At 67.3% G+C, this 20308-nt stretch carries 21 protein-coding genes; 16 read left to right on the forward strand and 5 right to left on the reverse strand.

Annotated elements, in window-relative coordinates; genetic code table 11:
• Positions 1 to 70: 70 nt before the first annotated feature.
• The 3 genes from K3M35_RS21755 to K3M35_RS21765 all read left to right on the forward strand — a co-directional run bounded on the left by K3M35_RS21755 (position 71) and on the right by K3M35_RS21765 (position 3405).
• Complete coding sequence (locus tag K3M35_RS21755) at positions 71 to 958, forward strand: hypothetical protein (RefSeq protein ID WP_138845929.1); 888 nt, start codon at positions 71 to 73, stop codon at positions 956 to 958.
• Positions 955 to 2280: a DnaB-like helicase C-terminal domain-containing protein gene (locus K3M35_RS21760; RefSeq protein ID WP_217580345.1), complete on the forward strand. Its 1326-nt coding sequence runs from the start codon at positions 955 to 957 to the stop codon at positions 2278 to 2280. The genes K3M35_RS21755 and K3M35_RS21760 overlap by 4 nt, the downstream gene beginning before the upstream one ends.
• 246 nt (positions 2281 to 2526) lie before the next feature.
• Positions 2527 to 3405: a hypothetical protein gene (locus tag K3M35_RS21765; RefSeq protein ID WP_254707622.1), complete on the forward strand. Its 879-nt coding sequence runs from the start codon at positions 2527 to 2529 to the stop codon at positions 3403 to 3405.
• Positions 3406 to 3498: 93 nt separating this feature from the next.
• On the opposite strand, the gene K3M35_RS21770 is transcribed toward K3M35_RS21765, so the two are convergent.
• Positions 3499 to 4215 carry a hypothetical protein gene (locus K3M35_RS21770; protein WP_217580346.1) on the reverse strand — a complete coding sequence of 239 codons (717 nt, stop codon included), beginning with the start codon at positions 4213 to 4215 and terminating at the stop codon, positions 3499 to 3501.
• Positions 4216 to 4330: 115 nt separating this feature from the next.
• On the reverse strand, positions 4331 to 5230 hold the full coding sequence (locus tag K3M35_RS21775; protein WP_220666964.1) for a hypothetical protein: 900 nt from the start codon (positions 5228 to 5230) through the stop codon (positions 4331 to 4333).
• Between K3M35_RS21775 and K3M35_RS21780 the strand changes: the two genes are divergently transcribed.
• On the forward strand, positions 5229 to 7163 hold the full coding sequence (locus K3M35_RS21780) for a hypothetical protein (protein WP_217580348.1): 1935 nt from the start codon (positions 5229 to 5231) through the stop codon (positions 7161 to 7163). The genes K3M35_RS21775 and K3M35_RS21780 overlap by 2 nt on opposite strands.
• Positions 7160 to 7540: a hypothetical protein gene (locus K3M35_RS21785; RefSeq protein ID WP_217580349.1), complete on the forward strand. Its 381-nt coding sequence runs from the start codon at positions 7160 to 7162 to the stop codon at positions 7538 to 7540. Before K3M35_RS21780 ends, K3M35_RS21785 begins: the two co-directional genes overlap by 4 nt.
• A 713-nt stretch (positions 7541 to 8253) precedes the next feature.
• Here K3M35_RS21785 and K3M35_RS21790 read toward each other — a convergent pair.
• Positions 8254 to 8901 carry a hypothetical protein gene (locus K3M35_RS21790; RefSeq protein ID WP_217580350.1) on the reverse strand — a complete coding sequence of 216 codons (648 nt, stop codon included), beginning with the start codon at positions 8899 to 8901 and terminating at the stop codon, positions 8254 to 8256.
• 215 nt (positions 8902 to 9116) lie between these two features.
• Between K3M35_RS21790 and K3M35_RS21795 the strand changes: the two genes are divergently transcribed.
• From K3M35_RS21795 to K3M35_RS21805, 3 genes are read left to right on the forward strand one after another with little or no spacing between them, the layout of a single operon-like run.
• Entirely contained in the window at positions 9117 to 9713 is a 597-nt protein-coding gene (locus tag K3M35_RS21795) for a hypothetical protein (RefSeq protein WP_071935012.1), read from the forward strand.
• A gap of 36 nt (positions 9714 to 9749) precedes the next feature.
• A complete protein-coding gene (locus tag K3M35_RS21800; protein WP_217580351.1) occupies positions 9750 to 10172 on the forward strand; it encodes a hypothetical protein in 423 nt (140 codons plus the stop codon).
• Positions 10169 to 11161, forward strand: a complete 993-nt coding sequence (locus K3M35_RS21805) for a hypothetical protein (RefSeq protein ID WP_217580352.1) — start codon at positions 10169 to 10171, stop codon at positions 11159 to 11161. Before K3M35_RS21800 ends, K3M35_RS21805 begins: the two co-directional genes overlap by 4 nt.
• A gap of 33 nt (positions 11162 to 11194) precedes the next feature.
• Here the strand turns inward: K3M35_RS21805 and K3M35_RS21810 are convergent, their stop codons facing one another.
• Positions 11195 to 11506 carry a helix-turn-helix transcriptional regulator gene (locus tag K3M35_RS21810; RefSeq protein WP_217580353.1) on the reverse strand — a complete coding sequence of 104 codons (312 nt, stop codon included), beginning with the start codon at positions 11504 to 11506 and terminating at the stop codon, positions 11195 to 11197.
• Positions 11507 to 11648: 142 nt separating this feature from the next.
• On the opposite strand from K3M35_RS21810, the gene K3M35_RS21815 reads away from it, so the two are divergent.
• Together K3M35_RS21815 and K3M35_RS21820 are read left to right on the forward strand one after the other, a co-directional pair.
• Positions 11649 to 11948, forward strand: a complete 300-nt coding sequence (locus K3M35_RS21815) for a hypothetical protein (protein WP_193904190.1) — start codon at positions 11649 to 11651, stop codon at positions 11946 to 11948.
• A gap of 66 nt (positions 11949 to 12014) precedes the next feature.
• Positions 12015 to 12737, forward strand: a complete 723-nt coding sequence (locus K3M35_RS21820; RefSeq protein ID WP_217580354.1) for a hypothetical protein — start codon at positions 12015 to 12017, stop codon at positions 12735 to 12737.
• Between the two features lie 22 nt (positions 12738 to 12759).
• Here the strand turns inward: K3M35_RS21820 and K3M35_RS21825 are convergent, their stop codons facing one another.
• Positions 12760 to 13206: a hypothetical protein gene (locus tag K3M35_RS21825; RefSeq protein ID WP_193904192.1), complete on the reverse strand. Its 447-nt coding sequence runs from the start codon at positions 13204 to 13206 to the stop codon at positions 12760 to 12762.
• A gap of 617 nt (positions 13207 to 13823) precedes the next feature.
• Between K3M35_RS21825 and K3M35_RS21830 the strand changes: the two genes are divergently transcribed.
• The 6 genes from K3M35_RS21830 to K3M35_RS21855 all read left to right on the forward strand — a co-directional run bounded on the left by K3M35_RS21830 (position 13824) and on the right by K3M35_RS21855 (position 20136).
• Entirely contained in the window at positions 13824 to 15407 is a 1584-nt protein-coding gene (locus K3M35_RS21830) for an ABC transporter substrate-binding protein (protein WP_217580356.1), read from the forward strand.
• Between the two features lie 86 nt (positions 15408 to 15493).
• Complete coding sequence (locus K3M35_RS21835; protein WP_217580411.1) at positions 15494 to 16447, forward strand: ABC transporter permease; 954 nt, start codon at positions 15494 to 15496, stop codon at positions 16445 to 16447.
• Positions 16440 to 17276, forward strand: coding sequence for an ABC transporter permease (locus tag K3M35_RS21840; protein WP_217580357.1), 837 nt, complete (start codon positions 16440 to 16442; stop codon positions 17274 to 17276). The genes K3M35_RS21835 and K3M35_RS21840 overlap by 8 nt, the downstream gene beginning before the upstream one ends.
• Positions 17273 to 18205 (forward strand): ABC transporter ATP-binding protein, encoded by a 933-nt coding sequence (locus K3M35_RS21845; RefSeq protein ID WP_217580363.1) that lies wholly within the window; start codon positions 17273 to 17275, stop codon positions 18203 to 18205. The genes K3M35_RS21840 and K3M35_RS21845 overlap by 4 nt, the downstream gene beginning before the upstream one ends.
• Entirely contained in the window at positions 18202 to 18816 is a 615-nt protein-coding gene (locus K3M35_RS21850) for an ABC transporter ATP-binding protein (RefSeq protein WP_217580365.1), read from the forward strand. The genes K3M35_RS21845 and K3M35_RS21850 overlap by 4 nt, the downstream gene beginning before the upstream one ends.
• 537 nt (positions 18817 to 19353) lie before the next feature.
• Entirely contained in the window at positions 19354 to 20136 is a 783-nt protein-coding gene (locus K3M35_RS21855; RefSeq protein ID WP_217580367.1) for a hypothetical protein, read from the forward strand.
• Positions 20137 to 20308 lie beyond the last annotated feature (172 nt).

Genomic DNA, 20308 nt, shown 5'->3' on the forward strand with positions numbered 1-20308 from the left:
TGGTCATCAGCGAACTGACATCACAACGTGCGCGGCCGTAGCGGAGAAGCAGATCCCTAACGTCAGCCGCATGACGCACTTCTCGGCGCAAGACCTACTCGACAGCGGTGCCCGCGTGATCTGCCCGGGCTGCAACTGGCTCGTCGTGGCGGGTCCCGCGTGCCGCAAGTGCGGACGCAGTCTCACTCGCGACACCGCGACACCGACCAGATCCGCCCCTAGGACATCGGATCGTCAACGACCCCCCGCCAGTAAGACCACCACCGCCGACGATCACCGCGGTGACGCTGTCCTTACCGACGCCGCACTCGGCGGCATGACCGGGCGCATCGATCGCACCATCTGGCTGGTCGTCCACGGTGACCCGAAATCGCAAGGTTCCATGGTCGCTGTCGCCCCAGGCCGCGTGAAGGCCTCCGACCCGACCATGTACGCCTGGCGCGACAACATCACCGGCGAAGCACTCCGAGAACTCGGTGTGCAGTGGCGACCGATCGACGGCCCCGCCCTGATCGACGTCGCGTTCACCATGCCGTTTCCCCGCAGCTTCGAGGACCAGACCTCCCGCATCACACCGGTCGTCGCGGGGGAACTGCCTCGGATCCCGGCGATGCAACCTCCGGACCGAGACAAGCTCCTGCGAGCCGTGCAGGACGCACTGTCCCCGAACGACCGAGCGAACAAGGGCGGCAAGGCAACCCAGGCATTCGACAAGAGATTCAAGCTCGCCGTCGACGACTCCCGATTCGTCTACGGCGCCGAAGCGAAGACCTACGCCCGTCCCGGCCACACCCACGCCTGGGCACTCGACCGACCCGGCGCCGTCATCCGCGTCCGCATGATCGACGCCCCCGGAACGCACTTCCCCGAGCCGACCCTCCGCGATCCCGGTCCACTACCCGCACAGATCCGCACCATGCACGAGCGGCTCCTGCATCGCACCGGAGCTCTGCGATGAGCACGGCGATGGTGCTGTCCGAGCGGATCGTCCTCGGCACGATGCTGCGCGGTGACGACCCCGGGTTCACCACAGATACCCTCGGCCGACTCACCCCCGCAGCCTTCACCGTCCCTGCTCACCGCACTGTCTTCACCGCTATCGCGCGTACCGCCGACACCGGCACCGTCGACCTGTCGACAGTCATGGTCACCCTCGAGACCACCGACACCCTCGCCACCGTCGGTGGATTCGACGTCCTCGCGGCCGCGGTGCAGGAATCGTTCACCTCCACCGCACCAACCGATCACGTCGCTCGCATCGCGGATAAGGCCGCGGTCGACGCCCGACGGCGGGCACTGCAGCAGGCCGTGGTTGCGCTCGACGACGGTCAGGACCTCGACACCAACCGGGCGTTCCTGATGGACGCGCTCGCCTCCACCTCAGCGACCGCTCAACTGCTGCCGTCGATCAGCGACCAGGTCAACGAGTACTTCGCGCTGCTCGACCAGCGCCTCAACGGGGAAGTGCCCGCCGGTCTACGCACGGGCTGGTCGCGCTTCGACGAGATCACCCTCGGCCTGCAACCGGGCAGCCTCGTCACCGTCGCCGGCCGCGCGGGCACCGGCAAGACCGTCGCGATGATGGACTGGACCCGCCAGGCATGTCGAGACGACTGCGGAGTGCTCTACGTGGCGCTCGAAATGTCAGCACAGCAGATGATCGAACGCGCGATCTCCGCCGAAGCCTGCGTTGAGCTCAACAAGCTCCGAGAACCCGGATGCCTTGACGACGACCAGTGGGACCGTGTCTCGGGGGCGATCTCGACGATTGCGGCCTGGCCGCTGTTCATCGATACCCGCTCCCGCACCGTCGCTGACATCCGCAGGGCCGCCACCGCCGCGAAAGCTGCCCTCGCCGAGAGCGGCCGGGAGCTCCGTCTGATCGTCGTGGACTACCTGCAGCTGCTGTCCAGTGATGGCGGCCGCGGCTCGATGAACCGGGCGGAGGAAGTCGGACGGTTCACCCGCGGCCTGAAACTCCTCGCCGGCGAACTCGAAACCGTCGTCGTCGCCGGATCACAGTTCAACCGCTCGGCGGCCGACCCGAACAAACTGCCGCGACTCGACGAACTCAAGGAATCCGGATCCATCGAGGAGGACTCCGACATCGTCCTGGCACTGCACCGCCCGCACGCGATCGACGGACAGATCGGAATGGCCACCGCCGACGAGATCACCGGACTGATCTTGAAGAACAGGCACGGTGCAGCACAGGCCCAATTCGAACGCGCCTGGCATGGACATCTCGCATCCACAGACGAACCTATGCGTCGAGGGTGAGCATCTCGACACTCAACAATCCCCCCGACCTGCCTCATGGACCCCGAGTTACCATCTCTTCTTCGGTGAGTCAGCCTCGTGGGCCGGGCGGACCGGCTGTCACCTCTGCAGTGATGTCCGCCGCCGCTGGCTTCTTCGACTCTCTGAGGATTGCCCGACACCATCACTGCCTCGCGCTCGGCGATTCGCTACTCACACTGCTCGCAGTCGGCCGCACTGTAGTCGCGTTCGATAGCCTTCCCAGGCATGAGGCCATCGGAATTCTGGTCAGAGCGCACTATCGAAGATCCTGACCCGTGGGGATCTCCTGATCCGTGGGGAGGTTCCGAGCGTGTTGAGCGGACGCTGAACACCGACATGCTTCAGGCAATCGCGCGCGGGCCGTTGGCTGACCATCCAGACATCGAGGTTGCGGTTGCGCTGGCCCGGTTCGCGCATGAGGAGTTCGAGGGTTACGGGACCGGTGGAGCCGAGATCAGCTCGGACGACTCGATCCTCGTTGTCCGAGCACTCAAAGCGGTCCTGGGGCGTCTGGGTATCACGACCTTCGACCTGCCGTTCCGAGACTTCAACACCTTCTACAAGTACTGGCGTCAAGAGGGTGCGAGTGGGAGTTGGCAGGCTCGTCGTGACATCTTGGACGAACATTTCGAGCCACTTCACAAGGTGCTTGATGAGCGCGAGGCGGGCTCGATCACGTCGACGTTGGCAACACCGATTTCACCGCACAAGGTGACTGGCTGGCCTCGTGTCGACGAGGAGATCTCCGAGCTGCGTCGGCACTTCGAGACCGCGTCTACACAGCAGGACTATTCGAATGTCGGGAACGACTGCGTCTCACTCCTGGAGGCGCTGTCCGCCACCGTTTATGACCACAGTCGGCACCAGCGGGGTGATGACTCGGAGCCACCCGTCGCAAGCACGAAGATCAGGCTGGAGCGCTACATCGAAGTCGAGCTGGTCGGATCTGACAACGCGGAGTTGCGCAAGCTCGCACGTGCGACTATCGAAGTGGCCCAGGCGGTAAAACACCGACGAACAACGACTTCGAGGACCGACGCCGGTATCGCAGCGGACGCTGTGATACTGCTCGCGAACATGTTGCGGCGGATTCAATCCCAGTAGTCTCCGTGCTCCAGATGGCGAATCCACTGTCAGCATCATGTGGCAAGACGCCCGGTGTACTCGATGGAGGCGTCCCCATTTGGTAAGCACGCCTTAGTTGGTGGCGCTGGTCGCCTTGGTCGCGACGATGTTCCACCAGTTGCCGGCGACGTTGATGGTGGGACCGTCGATCCGGCCAGTGGTGGTGAACTGGCCGATCAGGACGCGGTCGTCGCTGTGGCTGACTCCGGTCAGCGTCGAGTGAACCGACTCCGAGCCACTGAGGGTTGCGGTGGTGGTGAACAGGCGCGCATCGGAGAGCCCGTATTTCAACGGTTCCTCGTTGTTGACCTCGGTGACCACGTCGACTGTCTTCTCTCCGACAGTCACGGTGTACTGCGAGCAGGTCTGCGCGAAATCGGTGACGGCGTTGAGGCTGTTGTCCGTCGTGGCGGCAACGGTGGTGGTGAAGGACTGCTCGGTGTCGAGGTTCTCGCCGACCTGTCCGGCCCAGCTGTCACCGCCCCGTGCGGTCGCCCACAGGGCAGCCCCACGGTCACCGTCCGGCCCGCACTCGGCGGGGGAGTAGACCAGGCCGTCGCTCGTCCCAGCCGCGGTGACGATCGCGGGAATCACCGAGACCGGCCGACCGGCGGGATCAGTGATCTCCCATCCGTCGAAGACAGTGCGGGGGAAGTCGAGGGCGCTCACGGTGTTGCCGCGCAGATCCTCGACCGTACTGGTGTCGCTGTCGGTACTGCTGCAGCTGGCGACGGTCAGTGCGAGAAGGGTGACCGTGGTGATGGTCCGCGGGCCGGGGCGAGTGCTCACAATTGATCCTCAAAGGGTCGGGAGAAGATGTCCGGGCAGCATGCCCGCTTGGTTCTCCACTCCCCGGGACCCGAATCGCGCGCTGCGTGTCCGGACCCCGGGCAGCGGAAGCTGATCAGGCCGCGGCGGACGGGCTCTCTTGAACAGCGGTGTTGCAGAACCGGACCAATGCTTCGACGCGACGCTCCAGTTCGTAGTCGCTGTCGATGGTGCTGCGGGTGCGGTGCTGAGGAACTGTCCCGCTCTGCTGAAGGAGGAGTCGGTAACCGGCAACACCGATCGCGGTGAGGTCGGACCGGAGATTCGTCTCCGGGTAGTGCCGACGGATCGACTGCCACGAGCCGTACGCGGTCTGCAGCTGATCGAACGCGTCCTCAGAGGCGATGACGAGCTTCATGATGCGGCGCTGGTCAGGCGTAGGAGAAGTCGGCCATTGAGTCACCGTGATCCCGTTACGGACCGCGTCTTCCACCGACTTCTTGTTCTCGAACATGCGGCTGATGAGGTGTGAGATCCGTTCTTCGAAGGAGTCCGGCTTGCGATAGGGGTAGTAACCGACGGCGACGGCTTCCACCAGATTTTCGGGGACCACATCCCAGTCGACGATGGTGTACTCGCGCGGGTGACGTCGCGGGTTGTTGCCCTTTGGGGTGGAAGCACCTTCATGTACCTGCAGCCCTGCCATACGAATCATCTCCTCTGGTTGGTGGTTGGCGTTCGACGACAGACGCTGCCACTGGCCTTCTCCACTGCCCCGCGGTCGGCGGTGCAGTGGAGGCTCCGGATATGGATGACGAGACTGCCTGGTTGCCCACCGAACCCGCGCGGGTCGCGCCGCCTCGCATTCCACTGATTCGCGACCGCAGTGATGTCGCCGAGTAACCTCTCGATGCGGTGGTGTGAAACTCACCGTGTGTGAAGCGAGGGCCACCATGCCGAGGAACGTGCGCTGATCAGCGCACGTGAGATGGAATGCCAGCGAGCTGGAGAAGCAACCCGCAATCATCGGCGGCATGTCCCACCCTGTCCTGGCCATCGACGTCGGAGCGTGCACGCTCACCGCGGCCATTCGTGATGCCAGCGGCCGTGTGACCCCTCTCCTGGTCGATGGCACCACCGCCCCGCCGGCGCGGTTGGTTGTGCAGGCCGGGCAACCTCGGCCAGCCCGCGAGGACGACCCAGTGACGTTGGCGCAGCTCGGGCCGTTGGTCGACCGCCTCGACGTTCCGTCCCTCGTCATCGATGGAGTGTCCTGGTCGATTGAAGCGCTGACTGAGCTGCTGCTGCGCCCCGTGCTGGAGGCGGCACTCACCCAGCTCGGGACAACCCCCCAGATCGTGCTGATCGTGCCCTCGACGTGGACTCCCGAGCTGCGGCGCCGCTTCCAACGGATCGTGCACGCTGCACTGACCCGCACCGTCACCCTCATCCCCTCCGACAAGGCCCTCGCCTACGCCCTCCCCGCGCTGCCGGTCGGTGCTGGGATCATCGCTGTCGACTGCGGAGCCACCGACCTGTCAGCGATCGCCGTCGTCGGTGGTGAGCGCGGCCCACGGATCATCGGACGTGCCCAATCAGACAGCGGCGGAGACATCTTTGACCGATTCCTCCTCGCCAACGCACTCACCGACGCCGGCTTCCCGGACCAGGCCCTGGATGCCCGATGGGGCTTCGCCGGCGTCCCCCGGGTACGCGCTGCCCGAGAAGCGCTCGCGGACAGCGACGCCGTCACCGTCCACCTGCCCCGGCCCGTCGGACGGATCACGCTGTCCGAACAGGACGTTGACGCGACAGGTGCGCAGTACTTCGCCCACCGATTCAGCGAGCTGCTGACGCGGCTCGACGAGAACGCCACCGAACCGATCAGTCACCGACTGATGCTGAGCGGTGGACTGGCCTACGACCCGGCCGTACCCGCCGCTGCGCGAGTTCACGGCCCCGTGAAAGTGATGGCTTATCCCCAGCACGTGCTGTGCCGCGGTGCCCTCACCTTCGCAGCTGCAGCGATCGACAGCACCGACGATCCGGGACCCCGACCTATCACCGACACCGACGAGGACGACGAACCCGCGCCCGGCGGAATCTCCAAACGCACCCTCGCACTCTTCGGTGGTGTCGGCGCGAGCGTGGTGGTCATCGCCGTCGCAGGCGGACTGGCGCTGTCGGCAGCGATGACCGGCGCACCGGACTTTCGCGAGCAGGAGCTGCCGAACGTCGCCGCATCGGTCCTCCCGGCCGACCAGTCGATCACCGGCGTGAGCCTTCGGTCGTGGACGGACGGTGCTGATGCCACCAACGCGACCACCCGAAACCTGTCCGCCGCCGATGCGCGATCGTTGGCGTGCGGTGGCACCCGGCCGGCGGCCGGCGCCGAGGCGGACGGGATGCGGTGGCAGTCCTCGCGGATCTTCGTCTCCGACGACACCGCCGCAGATACCGGGGTCGGCGCGAAGGCAACGTCCTGGGACAACTTCGACTCTTCCGCCGCCACGAACGTGATCGTCACCGCAGCGATTGTCGGTCGCGACGACCGCGAATCGGTGTGGCAGGACATCAGCGCGAGCAACCAGCGCTGCCCGTCCACCAAGGACGACCTGGTGCGGACCATCGTTGTCATTCCCCAGACCGGACCCGACCCCGGGCCGCCGAGCTACGCCCAGGAGATACCGGTGGCCTCGACGTCCCGAACCCCGACCACCCCACCGACGAGCACCACGCGGGCACCGCAGGGGGGAGTGACCATGAGTACCCAACGGCAGGCCTGGCGCGGGCTCACCCCGGCGAGCGTGTCGGGGACCGGCACCGACATGCACGTCACCTGCGTCCTCGACATCGACGGCGTGGTCCTCAAACGCTCCTGCGCCACCGCCGAGGACTCCGGCACCGCAGACCATCTCGCGCAGCAGGCAGCAGTCGCATTCAATCCGGCCCCGGAGATCACACGATGACCCGCCCCGACCACACCAAGGCGATGGCCGCGGCCACCCGAGTCGATGTGCAGGTCGTCCAGCTCGCGCCGCCGGTGCTCGTCCGCCGCGCGATCGCGCACTACAACGCCCGCCTCGCCCCCGGAAGACAGCCGGCCGAGACGACCTCGAGCGAAGCATTCCTCAAACGGTTGTGCGTGAATTGGCTGCGGCACATCGGATCGAACTACGACGCGCACCGCAACGGCGTCCGCAGCAGTGGTGGGCAACAGCTGTCCGACACTGCCGGCACCGTCATCAAGAAGAGGGTGCTCGTGGAGATTGCGCGGGCGTACCCCTGGCTTGCCGAGGAAGCCAGACGTCAGTACCTCGAACTCGACCGGCCGAACCGACACTAATTGCAAAGCTCATCATCTATGTCGTAGTTGCTTTCGAAAGTTTCCCTAGAGCGTTGTCCAGGTCTGCCACGCCTTCTCTGTAAACGGTGAAGAGGTATATCCACACCGGGCGTTATCCGTTCCCTCCAAGGCCAGGTAGACCGCCGTTGACAACGCGCGCTTGGGGCGTCATCCGGGAGATTTTGCGGATCTCGCGCCGGACAAGATCAGCTATCGGGTCGTTCCTATTGTATCCCAAACCCCTCAGAATAGATCCCAACTCCGGCGGCGCATCGGCTGCACGAACTAGGGATTCGGTCTGCTGGGACAGCGCGCGAGGACCCACCGACCATCGCTTCCGAATGGCGATACGAAGCTCGCCGATGAATCGTTCCACCTGTGCACGTTGCTCGGGGCTAGGGTTGAAAATTGTTGGTCCGGGAACCGGCGCTGCCTTGCTCTTCTTTGTCCGCAACCCTATGGGTGCCGAGGGGTCCTTTCGATGGATGTAGCACAGCCCCTGATTCGTCTCTGGGGATCCGACGATCGGGTTCCGGCAGATGCGGCACCGCTGTCTACTTCTCGTCACTAAGACACCTTTCAAGGGCTTGCGGCATGGACGTGCAGAAGTGCTGTTCTTCCGAGTTCGTCTGCACGCGCGATCCTATCGAGCTGTATCACAGCATGGCCCGGCCTTCGCTGAGTCGCTGGTACCGGGTATACGACATGACGCTCTAGGGATGGGTGAGCGAGTGCACCGCTGCGTGCTGCAGCTCGTCATGGATCGCGTACCAACGGTCCTCCACGGCAGGCCGCGCCTGGTCGATCGCGTTGGCGATCTGTTCATCGGTCGCCGCGCGCAGCCGGGCACGCTCGACGTCGCTGAGGTGAGGATCCTCGGTGGCTTCGCTGCGCACGACATCGGGCGGGAACACCGACAGTGCGAGCGACCGCGCCGGGGGTGGACACAGCAGCCCGGTCAACCTGCGGACCAGCTCGTTGAAGTAGGCGACGGTGCCGTCGATCAGATCGAAGACAGTGAACTCCTCGCCCAGCGGCAATTGCCATACCGAGTCGATCCCGACATCGCAGATGCCGAAGCTATCGAGGAAGACCTGCATCGTCAGGCCGTTTCCTGTAGGGAACCCCTCGCCGTCACAGGTGAACTCGCCGTAGACGCTCACACGCGCCTCGGTGCTGGACTTCCATGCCGCGTACTCGGTGAGCGACTCAAGCAGCGACCGCAGATATTCCAGGCATGTGCGCTCGTCCTCGGCGTCGTGGAAGTCGAGGTTCGCGAACTGCTCGGCGAACGAGGAGTCGGGGTCATCGAGCAGCGCGTTGAGCACGCAACGCTCGTAGCTGATCGTCAACGGGGTCACGGGAAACCTCTCAGGTCGATGTGCGGTGACACCAGCGATCGTTCGGAGGCTGTGGTGGCGGTGTTGCAGTGCGGTGTCGGCGAGCGCAGTGCTGTCCGTCGTGATGCCCGAGCGGTGCCGGCGTCTCGTGTGGCGACCACGGTCTGCAACACCGGTTTCCTCCATCGAGACGATCGAAGAGTCCGATCCCCCAGCGCACGAGAGGATTTCGAGAGATGAGCTGCTACGAATGGGAGGCCGGGACGATCACCCTGCCAGCTGCCGCGGTGCCCGGTCTACGCAAGGCACTCAACGCCTCCGCGATCACCTACAGGGCACTCGTCGTGGCTGAAATCGACGCTGTGTGGAACGACGTCAAGGCCCTGCCCCTGGCCAAGCGGGTTGCCGCGATCCCCTACGGAGTGTCGATTCCGGTGTCGTACGACGACGTGCACACGCATCGCCGTGCCGATGCCCGGATGCGCGCACAGTCCATCGTCAAATCCAACGGCGGACGCAAGCCGACCCGAGCGGTCATCGCCGCCGCGTTTCCCATCCCCAACGCTCGGACCCGCGAATGGGGAGAGAGCGAGTTCGGCCTGACACTCGAGGGACGCACCCTCCACTGGGAAGTCCCCCAGAACAACCACGCCCGAGACCACGCCGCCGTCACCGGCCTGTATCAGGCTGCACTGACATATCTCAACGACGTCACCTGGACCCGCGGTACCGGCGGCGTGATCGTCGGCAACGACGAATACAACCGAGACACCACCTACGAAGGCGGTGGCGGCAACTACGTGACACACCGGTTCGGACCGGCGGGCCAGTAACCGATCCGGGGAGGCAGCGACCCACGCGGTGAAGCGGTGAACCCGCCAGCTACCGTCGCCGCCACCATGACCGCCCTGCGTCCTGCCTCCCCACACGCCGTCGCCGCCACAACCATCGCCGCGGCCACCCTCACCGGAGCCACAGTCGGATGGATCCTCATGCGCGTGGCCTACCGCCTCGACCGCCTCGCCGCACCAGATGGTGCCGGGGATCCCGTCTGGTCCCTCACGTGGACCGACGCCAGCTTCCCGTTCACCATGGTGGCCCTCGTCGTCGGCGCCTTCACCGTGCTGTTCGCGGCCCTCGCCGCCGCAGTAGTGCTCGCCCACCAAGCGAGCACCCGAGACATCACCCGCCAGCGCCGCATCCTCGCCACCGGCACAACAACCCCCCTGCTCAGGCGTCCGGCCGTCCCGGACGCTGTCCAACCTCCGAATCGAGGAGCTCACCCACGATGACCATGCACGCGCTTCCCACCTGGGACGCCCGACTCGCCGCCGCCAGCGCGGTCACCGACCACGCCGAAGCGGTCGCGTGGCTGCGGAACCGCCTTGCAGCCGCGCTCCGCTCCCATGTCGAGATGGACCTGGCCGCAGCCTGGAATCCGGATCTGCAGTCCACCGGTGTGCGCTTGGCGGCCTGGCTCGCTCACGCCTACGGCTACGTCACCGCCGTGCCCACCGGCGACCTCGCTGCCGGCGCGGAGATGCCGATGGTCGGCCAGTGGCTGACCGATCGCGCCGATCGAATGGCCGAGATGCCGCTGCTCATCGCCTCACCGGCCGCAGGTGCGGTCGCAATCGCTGCCGCACACGCACTGACCAACGACGACGCCGCAGCGCTCGGTGTGCAGGCCGAGGAGCTGCCGTACACGCAGGCCCACCTGACCTTCTCCGCTCCGTTCACGGTCACCGCCGACGGCAACGACGCCGCGACCGAGACCATCCACGCGCTGAGTTGGTGGCCCGACGGGGGAGGATTCCGCATCGCCGACTGGATCTCGACGTACGACACCCTCACCACTGATGAGGCAGGCCGCGCGGACGCCGCCGCCCGCGCGTACGGGGGTGCGGCCCTGCCCGCCCTGATGCTCGACGCCGAGCGTCTGCACCCGCAGGTGTGGGCGGCCCCCGAAACGGGCGATCCACACGAGCGTGAGGGCCAGTTCAGCTTCGATGTACCGGTGTACGACCGGCGGGGTGATCTGTTCAGCCGGGTGGCGCTCGTGGTGCGACACCTGATCGCCGCGGGGATCCTCCACACGTCCATCGAGCGGGTCCGGCCTCCCGGTTCGACCGGGCACGTCACCCGCACCCCGGTTGTCGTGCTGCGCACCGACGATGATGATCGGCACACAAGCCGGCTGGCCGTGTACGGATCGTCAGTGGCGATGCGCCGACGCCGTACAGGACTCGACCTGCACTGGAACGACGCGGTTCTTGGCTGAACCGCTATCCGGGGACGGAGCAGGGAAGGCCACTCAGTGCTGGTGGTCGGCCCCGACCGTATGCAGCAACGAGTGGACCGTCACATCTACCAACCGGTACCGCATCAGCCGCCCTTGCCGTGTCGCCGCGACCCATCCCTGCTCCCGCAACAGCCGCAGTGCCTGCGACAGCGCAGTCGGCCGCATACCGACCGCGTCGGCCAGATCGGAGACGCACAAGTCCGGCTCGTGATGCAGGTGATGCAGGATCCGCAGTCGATTCGGATCGGCGAGGAGATCGAATCGGTGGGACCACTGCTGCAGATCCTCGTCGGTGGTCGGCGCGGCCACTGTGCGCGTGGGCATCCTCGGGGCTCCTCGAAGTCGGCGATGTCGGTGCACGCCGGAGAGTAACGACGGTCTTCGCCACCGCCAGGTGCAACACCGTCGACGTCGCCGCGGACGCTCAAAGATGTACCGCCCATACAGCTTTCGATGGAGGATTCCCATGACCGAGACCACCACAGAACGCCGCGACCGAATCGTCGAGATCTACCGTGACGACACCGCCCACGTCGTGGCCTACGCGGGCGTCGCCTACCACCTGACCCCCTGCTGCGACGCCTCCGCCAAAGGCTCGCTGGGCGGCATCGTGTGCCGGTCCTGCTATCAGGAGGTCTGCCCGATGTACGGGATGGGCTGGGCGCTCACCGACGACAAGGACTGGGCACGGTTCCGCGCCTACATGCTTGCCGAATACCCCGCCTCGGCGCAGAGCCTGGACGAACGCCGCGCACTCGCCCTCTAAGGTCCAGCCAGGGGACACCGGCAGCCGGATCCCGCATTCCCCGTGGTGGTCGGGCAGGATCAGGCCATGGCACCGACCGATCTGAGCACCGTCGAACCGCCCGAGGCATGCCTGGCATGGGTGAAATCCGCTCACCCTCGCCAGGTCATCCTCGATCATCCGGTCACCGTGAATCTGACCTGGTGGAATGATGCGCTGCGCGAGCGTGGCCTTCCCGGAGGGCCCGTCGTCGGACGGGACAGCACCGGGCACCGTGTCGACCACGGCAGGACTGTCATCACCCGCGGGGACATCTTCGCGCTCGCGGCTGCGTCGTCGGGTTCTCCCACCGATACCCTCGCTCTGCTGTGGCACACCCTCGCGTGGGGCGCGGGAGGGAAGGTGCGGCAGATTCTCAACCGGATGGATTCGGTGTCCCGGGACCGCTCCGTTGCCGCGCTGGCGTTGCGTACGGCCGCGCAACTGTCTCACCGCGACCCCGAACGTGCCTACGACACGCTCTACCCGCGGGGCGCCCCCGCGATCGCCCATCTCGGCCCGGCGTTCTTCACGAAGTACCTGTACTTCGCCGGGGCAGGTGCACCGGATCACCCGTCGTTGATCCTCGACAGCCGTGTTGCGGCCGCCTTGGTCGACATCGGGTGGACCTCATTGCATCCCGAAACGGGTTGGCCGGCCGAGACGTACCAGCGGTACTGCTCCCTGCTCGCCCGGTGGGCGCAGGAGGCCGGCAATGTGCGCCCGGATCTGTTCGAACGGTGGTTGTTCGACCATTCGGGCAATCCCTGACCTGCGCGAGCCCGGGTGCATGTCAAGCGATGTAGACCCAGTGGCCGTTGGAGCATTGCTGCTTGCGGCCGTCGGGGGTGTACGTGATGACGCCTTGGTCGGCTGCCGGGCACGGTCCTGCGACGGCACCGCCACCGCCGTTCGTGCCTGGCGGCAGCGGCGGGTTGTTGACCGAGTCGAACTGGTCGGCGCAGTACTGCGTCCATGAGGACGAGGTGCCGTCGGTGTAGTACGTCGTGCCGCGGTTGTAGAAGTTCTTGTCTGTTCCGCACCACGCGATTAGCTTGTCCGCCGTCGACTGCTGAGATTGGGCTTGGGGATCGGGGTATGAGCCTCCGGTGTAGGGGTTGCGGCAGACGGTGCCGTCGCACTCGAAGGTGTTGGCCTCACGTTCCTGCCGGAAGTACTCGTCGCCGCCGCGCTGGTCGTAGCACCACTGGGAGAACGCCTTTGTGCCATCGCTCCACATCGCTTTTCCTGGGGTGCCATCCAGGCATTCGACGACGTAAGGTTCTGCGACGGTCTCGGCTGAGGCCGTGGTGCTCGTGGCGACGGGCACAGGTTCCGGCTCGGTCGAGGGCGTCGCCGACAGTGTGGCCGATGTTGTTGTCGGTGGCGGTGTCGAAACCGTCGTGGCCGTGGCCGGCGCCGCGGCGTTCGTATCGCCGTCCCCGGAACAGCCGGTCACCAACAGGACCATAGACATCAGCCCAACTGCCGCAATCGCCCTCATAACCTTCGCTTTCACAACGAAGCCACGAAGGCCCCGACTCGAATACCTGCTGGTCCGTGCACCTAGCCATCGCCGGGCAAAGCCCGGGCATTACAGCGGAGCGGGTCGCTGACCGGCGCTCGTGCATCGCGTACCGCGGGCACTGCCTGCCGAACAACGCCCTTGGCACCTCGGTTCGACCCACCGATCGCGCGCCGCTTGGCGACATGGGCGTCGAGCGGCCTTCCGCTGGTCAGCGGAGATGGAGAAGGCGAAATCTAACTTCGACACCTGCACGACCATGCAGGTGTCGCCGTACTTGGGGGGCACCGTGACCGGAAGGCCCCTGAGTGCGCACACGATCCCGAACCGCGATGGCAGTCGCTGTCCTCGCCACGGTCGCCGCCGCGACGGCTTGCGCGACCGTCCCCGCAGCGCCCCCCGTACCAGCCGATGGCCTGGTTCTTGCCGATGGTTTCGACCTCGGTGGTTACAACCCGATCGCCGGTCACGGTGAGGCGGGGGAGTCGAAGCTCTATGACGGCCTGCTGCGGCTGGTCGGCGGCGACGGGATGCCGACCTTCGAGCCGGCACTCGCCGCGGAGATGCCGACCGTCAGCGACGACGGGCTGCACTGGGAAGTGACGATCCGAGACGGCGTGAGGTTCACCGATGGCACCACCGTGGATGCCGAGGACATCGCCGCGACCTACCGCGCGATCCTCGACCCGGCCTCCGCATCCCCGCTGGCAACCTCGCTGAACATGATCGAGTCCGTCACCGCGACCGGGCCGCATGCGGTGCGTTTCGATCTGAGGTATTCGTACGCGGCGCTGCCGACGAAGCTGCTGATCGGGATCGTGCCGGCCGAACGCCTGTCCGGCGGCCTCGCATCGGAGTCGGTCCTCAATACCGCCCCGGTCGGCACCGGCCCCTACACGTTGGTATCGCTGCGTCCGGACCAGGCGGTGTTCGAGGCGAACGCGGACTACTGGGACGGTGCACCGCAGGTCGAGCATCTGACGGTGGTGCACGTTCCGGACGACAACGCGCGCGCCCAGCGGCTGGTGGCGGGGGAGGTCGACGGCGCGAACCTGCCGCCCCGGCTCGCCGCGACCTTCACCGACCGGCCGGGGTTCGAGGTGGCGTCGAACACTTCCGCCGACTGGCGCGCGGTGAGCCTGCCCGCCGGCAACCCGGTCACCGCGGACCCGGCGATCCGCGCCGCGCTGAACCGGGCGGTGGACCGGCAGTCCATCGTCGACCACGTGCTGGCTGGCTACGGGCGTCCCGCGTCGACGCCGCTGCCCGAGGTGTACGGCGCGGCGTACGAGCCGACCGCAGCATTCGAGTTCGACCCGGCGGCCGCCGAGCAGATCCTCGACGCCGCCGGCTGGATCCGATCCGCCGACGGCGTGCGTGAGAAGGCAGGAGTCCGGGCGGAGTTCACAGTCATGTACTTCCCCGAGGACACCCTGCGCCGCGACCTGGCGCAGGCGTTCGCCAACGACGCCGACCGCATCGGGGTGCGGGTGAACGTGCAACCGGTCGACCGCGCGAGCCTGCCCGATCGGCTGCCGGTCGAGGCGGGTCTGCTCGGGGGCGGTGACCTGCCGTATGACCCGGATCCGCAGATCTACAGCACGCTGCACTCGAGCTACGCCCAGCCCGGTGTCGGCTCGCCCTACGACAACGCCTCGGGCTACGTGAACCCGGTCGTGGACGCCGCTCTCGATGCGGCGCGCCGCACCACCGACCCCGACGAGCGCGCCGCGCACTACCGCAGCGTCCAGTCGGCCTATGTCGCCGATCCCGGCTATGTGATGCTCGTGTTCCTCGACCACACCTACGTCTTTCGGGACACCGACTACGCAGGTAGTACCCCGATTCTGGAGCCACACAGTCACGGTGCCTCGTGGGGGCCGTGGTGGAACCTGCGCGAATGGACGCGGCCATGACCACCACCGTCACCCGGCCGGTATCAGCCGCCCCAGAGTCCACGACACCCTGCGTTCGTCGTCGCCGTGGCCGGGGAATCGCCCGGATGAGCATCCGGCGGGCACTGTTCGCGATCCCGCTGACCGCAGCGGTCTCGCTCGCGCTGTTCGCCCTGGCTGCAGACTCGCCGTTCGATCCGCTCGCCGGCTATCTCGGTGACCGCTATCTGACGATGTCGACAGCCGACAAACAGCGTGTGGCAACCGAACTCGGCCTCGACGCGCCGTGGTGGCAGCAGTGGGCGAGCTGGATCGGCCACGCCGTCACCGGTGACCTCGGGTCCTCGCGCAGCTACGCCCAACCGGTCACCACCGTGCTGGCCGAGCGCGGACCCTGGACGCTGCTACTGTCCGGCACCGCACTCGCTGCCGCCATCGTGCTCGCGCTGGCCGCCGGGATGTGGGCGGGCCTGCACCCCCGGGGCCGACTCGACCGCGCCATCGCAGCAACTGCAACCGTGGTGCAAGCCGTACCCCCGTTCGTGCTGTCCCTCGGCGCGGTGACCGTCTTCGCGGTCTCCCTGCGGTGGTTGCCGGTGGCAGGGCTGACCGATCCCGGCGCCGACCCCACCGCCGCGCAGGTCGCCCGGCATCTGGTCCTGCCGGCGGCGGTGCTGACCCTGTCGCTGCTGCCGTGGCTGGTGCACTCGCTGCGTCAATCCGTGCGCAGCGCCGCCGAATCCGACGCCGTCCTCGGCGCCCGCGCCCGCGGCCTGCCCGAACCGGTCGTCGTCGGCCGTCATCTGCTGCCCGCCGCGCTCGGGCCGTTCACCACTGTCATCGGGCTGCGGCTGCCCGAGCTGCTCGTCGGAGCGGCGATCGTCGAGGAGATCTTTTCCTGGCCCGGGCTCGCCGGCAGCCTCGTCACCGCCGCCCGCGAACTGGACTTCCCGCTGCTCGCCGCCCTGACGATCGGCACCACCTGGCTGGTGCTGGCCGGGTCGCTGCTCGCCGACCTCGCACACGCGCTCCTCGACCCGCGGGTGGCCGACGATGCGTAGCCTCCTGCGCCGCCCCCACCGCGTGGCCGGGGCGATCGTTGTCCTCACCGTGATCGCGGTGTACGCGCTGGTCGTCCCGATGCTGACCGGGACAAACCCAGGATTGACCGACTTCGCAGCCGCCTACCAACCGCCTTCCGGCTCGCATTGGTTCGGCACCGACCTTGCCGGCCGGGACCTGTTCGTCCGCACCGCCGCCGGGCTGCGGGTGTCCCTGGTGATCGCCGCGGTCTGCGCGGTCGCCTCCGCAGTCTTGGGGGTGGCGGTCGGTGTCGCCGCCGGCGCACTCGGCGGCTGGGTCGACCGGATCGTGATGCGGCTGGTCGACGGGATCAACGCGCTGCCGCACCTGCTCCTCGGGATCGTTGTCGTCGCGCTCTATCCCGGCAATCTGGTCGCGATCGTCGCGTCGATCGCGCTCACCCACTGGACGCAGGTCGCGCGCATCGCGCGCGCCGAGGTCCGCGCCGCGCGTTCGGCCACCTACCTCGAGGCCGCGCGCCTGTCCGGCGCGACCCGCACCCGGATCGCCATTACCCATCTCGTCCCGGCGGCCGCGGGGCAGGGGATCGTCGCGGTGATTCTGCTGCTCCCGCACGCGATCTGGCACGAGTCCACGCTCTCGTTCCTCGGCCTCGGGTTGCCTCCGGACCAGGCGTCGCTCGGGACGCTGCTGCAGGACGCCCGCGCCGCCGTGCTGACCGGTGCCTGGTGGACCCTTCTGTTCCCCGCGGCCGCACTGGTCGTCACCACTCTCGCCGTCGGGGTCGTCGGCGCCGCCGTGCGTGACCGCATCACCCCGCCACTGCCGGAAAGGGCTATCCGATGACCACCCCCGCGCTGACCCTCGACGGGCTCACCGTCCGTATCCCGACCGCCGCCGGAACCGTGCACGCCGCCACCGATGTCGACCTCACCCTGACCGCCGGGCAGGTGCACGCCCTGGTCGGCGAATCCGGCTGCGGAAAATCCGTCGTCGGCGCCGCGATCTGCGGGCTGCTGCCGAGGGCAGCGACCGTCCACGGCGGCATCACCCTCCACCATCCCGGCAGCGTCGACGTCCACCTCGAGGGAGCCGGGGCGCGCACCTGGCGGAAGGTCCGCGGCCGCCGGATCGCGTGGATCCCGCAGTCCGCCGCTACCTACCTCACCCCGGTCCGCAGCGTCGGCGACCAGCTCGCGGAAACGTGCCGGCACCTACGCTCGACGCACACCCCCGTCGCGCTGTTGACCCGGGTCGGCCTCGAGCCCGCCGTGGCCGGCCTCTACCCGCACGAACTATCGGGAGGCATGGCCCAACGCGCTGCGATCGCCTTCGCCCTCGCGGGTGACCCGCAGGTGATCGTCGCCGACGAACCCACCTCGAATCTCGATCCCGACCTGACCGAGCAGACCCTGCAGCTCCTCCGGGCGGCCGCAGACGCCGGGGCTGCGGTCCTGCTCATCAGTCACGACCTCGACACCCTCCCGGCCCACACCGACCGCATCGCCGTCATGTACGCCTCCCGCATCGTCGAAACCGGCCCCACCGCAGCGGTGTTCGCGGACCCCTGGCACCCCTGCACCCGCGACCTGCTTGCCGCGCTACCGAGCGGCGGACTGCACCCGATCCCCGGCATGCCCCCGACCCTGACCGACCTGCCGAACGAGTGCGTCTACCACCGACGCCGACCCGCACCCGGATTCTCCGGCGGCCCCACCTACATCGCACAACATGGTGACCGGTCCGTGCGTCGCCTGATCGGGGCCGTCTCGTGAGTCTGCAGGCCCACCGCATCACCGCCGGTCATCACGGGGGCGAGCCTGTGCTCACCAACGTCAGCCTGACCATTCCCGCCGGCAGCATCACAGGACTCACCGGAGCATCCGGCAGCGGCAAAACCACCCTCGCGCGCGTCCTGGCCGGACTGCACACCCCGCAACACGGCCACATCACCCTCGACAACAAGCCGCTGTCCGTAGCTGTACCTGGCACGGTCGCGATGCTGTTCCAGTCACCCCGACAGGCCGTCACCGCACGGTGGACCCTATGCCGGATCATCGCCGAACCCCTCCGCACCCGCCGAGGTCGCGCCGACACCGTCCACGCCACCGCGCAGCGAGTCGGGCTGACCGACGATCTCCTCGCCCGCCGTCCCCACCAGGTGTCCGACGGGCAACTCCAACGCGCCTGCCTTGCGCGCGCTCTCGTCCAGCGGCCGCGTTACCTGATCTGCGACGAGATGACCGCGATGCTCGACCCGGCCACCACCGCGGCGCTGACCACGGTCATCACCGAGGAAACCCGCAGTGGCCTCGGCGTTCTCGCCATCAGCCACCACCATGGTCTTCTCGAGGTCTGGGCTGATCACGTGATCGCCTGGGCGTGACCACACCGATCACGGGCGTGATTGCCGTTTGCCCAGGCTGGGAAGGCCGTTCGGCGCAGCATGTACGGACGTCGACGGAGTTCTATCTGCCTTGTCTCGCTTCTCCGCCTCGAGCCACGCCGTGCGGCGCTGACGCTGCATCCGACGCTGACGCTGAATCCCGGCTGCGATGGGATGAGCGGTCGGGTGCGGCGGTTGGTCGGGAGGTCGCTGCATCGTCTCCTCCGCAATACGCTCACAGCGCCCACACACGCTCGTTCGATGTGCACGGATGTCGTCCATCACCTTGGTCGAGGTGGATGGGACGCACTGAGCCGGAAGGGACTCTCCGCATAGTCCGGCGGCTCCGGCAGCATCGACTTGATGCCAGCGTGAGGTGAGGAACCACCGCTTGGGGCTGGTCGTCATGAGAGCAGGCTATCGAGCAGACGAACGGCCGATCCTGAGCAACCACCCTGGGGCGCCTTGACGAAGCGCCCGCCGATCCGAGCTGACGGTTGAGCCCGACAACGATCGCCTAGTCGATAGTATGTTCGAATGACTGAGGTGGTGGACCACGATGCGACGATCGCTGACCTGCGTCGCCGCATCGCCGCCGTCAACCCCCGCGGCACCCGAGAAGCCGTCCAACTCACACCGGCGCACCCGCAGCGCTCCGCACGCCTCCCACCCCCCGACGCCACCGCCGCACCGGCTCCCACCCGTTCCGGTCTTGCCCTACCCGAACACCTTCGCCCCGCCTTTCCCCGCGCCGGGCTACCTCGGGGAAGCACCGTTGAACTGACCGGCGCTCGCGGCCCAGCGGTATCGATCGTCGCCGCAGTCACCGCAGCCGGAGGCCACGTCGCCGTCGTCGACACGCCCACCTTCGGGCTACTCGCTGCCCATGAGCAAGGCGCTGACCTCTCGCACGTCGCCGTGATCGGAAACGCCGGCAACGACCCGATCGCCGTCCTGTCCGTCCTCGCCGACGGTATGGACTTGATCGTCTGGACCCCTGGTGCCACGGTGTTCACGCCGAGCATCGAACGTGGCCTTGCTGCGCGCCTGCGCACCAAGGAAACCACCTTGATCACCCTCGGTGCGGGACTGCGCCGGCCCGATTACCGCCTCGATGCCCAGATCATCGATTGCCACGGCATCACCGAGGGCTCCGGCCTGCTGTCCGCCGTCGATACCGTCCTCACCAGCAGCGGCCGCACTCTTCGTCCGACCCGCACCGGGATCCGTCTCGAACGCGTCCACGGAACCGTGCACGCGTCGCTGCTACCCGACGAGGTCCGGCCACGTCCTGCCACCGACATCCGTACCGGGACCTGAACGCAGCCGGGGTGCAACTAGGTGATCGGATACGGTCCATTCAAGCATCGACAGGGGATAGCCCCTGGGTGGTGGACACGCTGACACTGGCCCATACTGGGCCGGAGAATGCAGGACATCACCATGACGAAGAAGAAGTACTCTGACGAGTTCAAGGCCGACGCCGTGCGAC

It is taken from the genome of Rhodococcus sp. DMU2021 (assembly GCF_019641445.1).
Taxonomy (GTDB): Bacteria; Actinomycetota; Actinomycetes; order Mycobacteriales; family Mycobacteriaceae; genus Rhodococcus; species Rhodococcus pyridinivorans.

Excerpts from the sequence above, each read along its gene's own strand:
- K3M35_RS21825 (WP_193904192.1), bottom strand. The coding sequence starts at position 13,206 with ATGTGGAGCGATGGCACAAAGGCGTTCTCCCAGTGGTGCTACGACCAG.
- K3M35_RS21785 (WP_217580349.1), top strand. The coding sequence starts at position 7,160 with ATGACCCGCCCCGACCACACCAAGGCGATGGCCGCGGCCACCCGAGTC.
- K3M35_RS21775 (WP_220666964.1), bottom strand. The coding sequence starts at position 5,230 with ATGCCGCCGATGATTGCGGGTTGCTTCTCCAGCTCGCTGGCATTCCAT.
- K3M35_RS21795 (WP_071935012.1), top strand. The coding sequence starts at position 9,117 with ATGAGCTGCTACGAATGGGAGGCCGGGACGATCACCCTGCCAGCTGCC.
- K3M35_RS21815 (WP_193904190.1), top strand. The coding sequence starts at position 11,649 with ATGACCGAGACCACCACAGAACGCCGCGACCGAATCGTCGAGATCTAC.
- K3M35_RS21810 (WP_217580353.1), bottom strand. The coding sequence starts at position 11,506 with ATGCCCACGCGCACAGTGGCCGCGCCGACCACCGACGAGGATCTGCAG.
- K3M35_RS21755 (WP_138845929.1), top strand. The coding sequence starts at position 71 with ATGACGCACTTCTCGGCGCAAGACCTACTCGACAGCGGTGCCCGCGTG.
- K3M35_RS21840 (WP_217580357.1), top strand. The coding sequence starts at position 16,440 with ATGCGTAGCCTCCTGCGCCGCCCCCACCGCGTGGCCGGGGCGATCGTT.
- K3M35_RS21765 (WP_254707622.1), top strand. The coding sequence starts at position 2,527 with ATGAGGCCATCGGAATTCTGGTCAGAGCGCACTATCGAAGATCCTGAC.
- K3M35_RS21835 (WP_217580411.1), top strand. The coding sequence starts at position 15,494 with ATGAGCATCCGGCGGGCACTGTTCGCGATCCCGCTGACCGCAGCGGTC.
- K3M35_RS21780 (WP_217580348.1), top strand. The coding sequence starts at position 5,229 with ATGTCCCACCCTGTCCTGGCCATCGACGTCGGAGCGTGCACGCTCACC.
- K3M35_RS21760 (WP_217580345.1), top strand. The coding sequence starts at position 955 with ATGAGCACGGCGATGGTGCTGTCCGAGCGGATCGTCCTCGGCACGATG.
- K3M35_RS21805 (WP_217580352.1), top strand. The coding sequence starts at position 10,169 with ATGACCATGCACGCGCTTCCCACCTGGGACGCCCGACTCGCCGCCGCC.
- K3M35_RS21830 (WP_217580356.1), top strand. The coding sequence starts at position 13,824 with ATGGCAGTCGCTGTCCTCGCCACGGTCGCCGCCGCGACGGCTTGCGCG.
- K3M35_RS21820 (WP_217580354.1), top strand. The coding sequence starts at position 12,015 with ATGGCACCGACCGATCTGAGCACCGTCGAACCGCCCGAGGCATGCCTG.
- K3M35_RS21845 (WP_217580363.1), top strand. The coding sequence starts at position 17,273 with ATGACCACCCCCGCGCTGACCCTCGACGGGCTCACCGTCCGTATCCCG.
- K3M35_RS21855 (WP_217580367.1), top strand. The coding sequence starts at position 19,354 with ATGACTGAGGTGGTGGACCACGATGCGACGATCGCTGACCTGCGTCGC.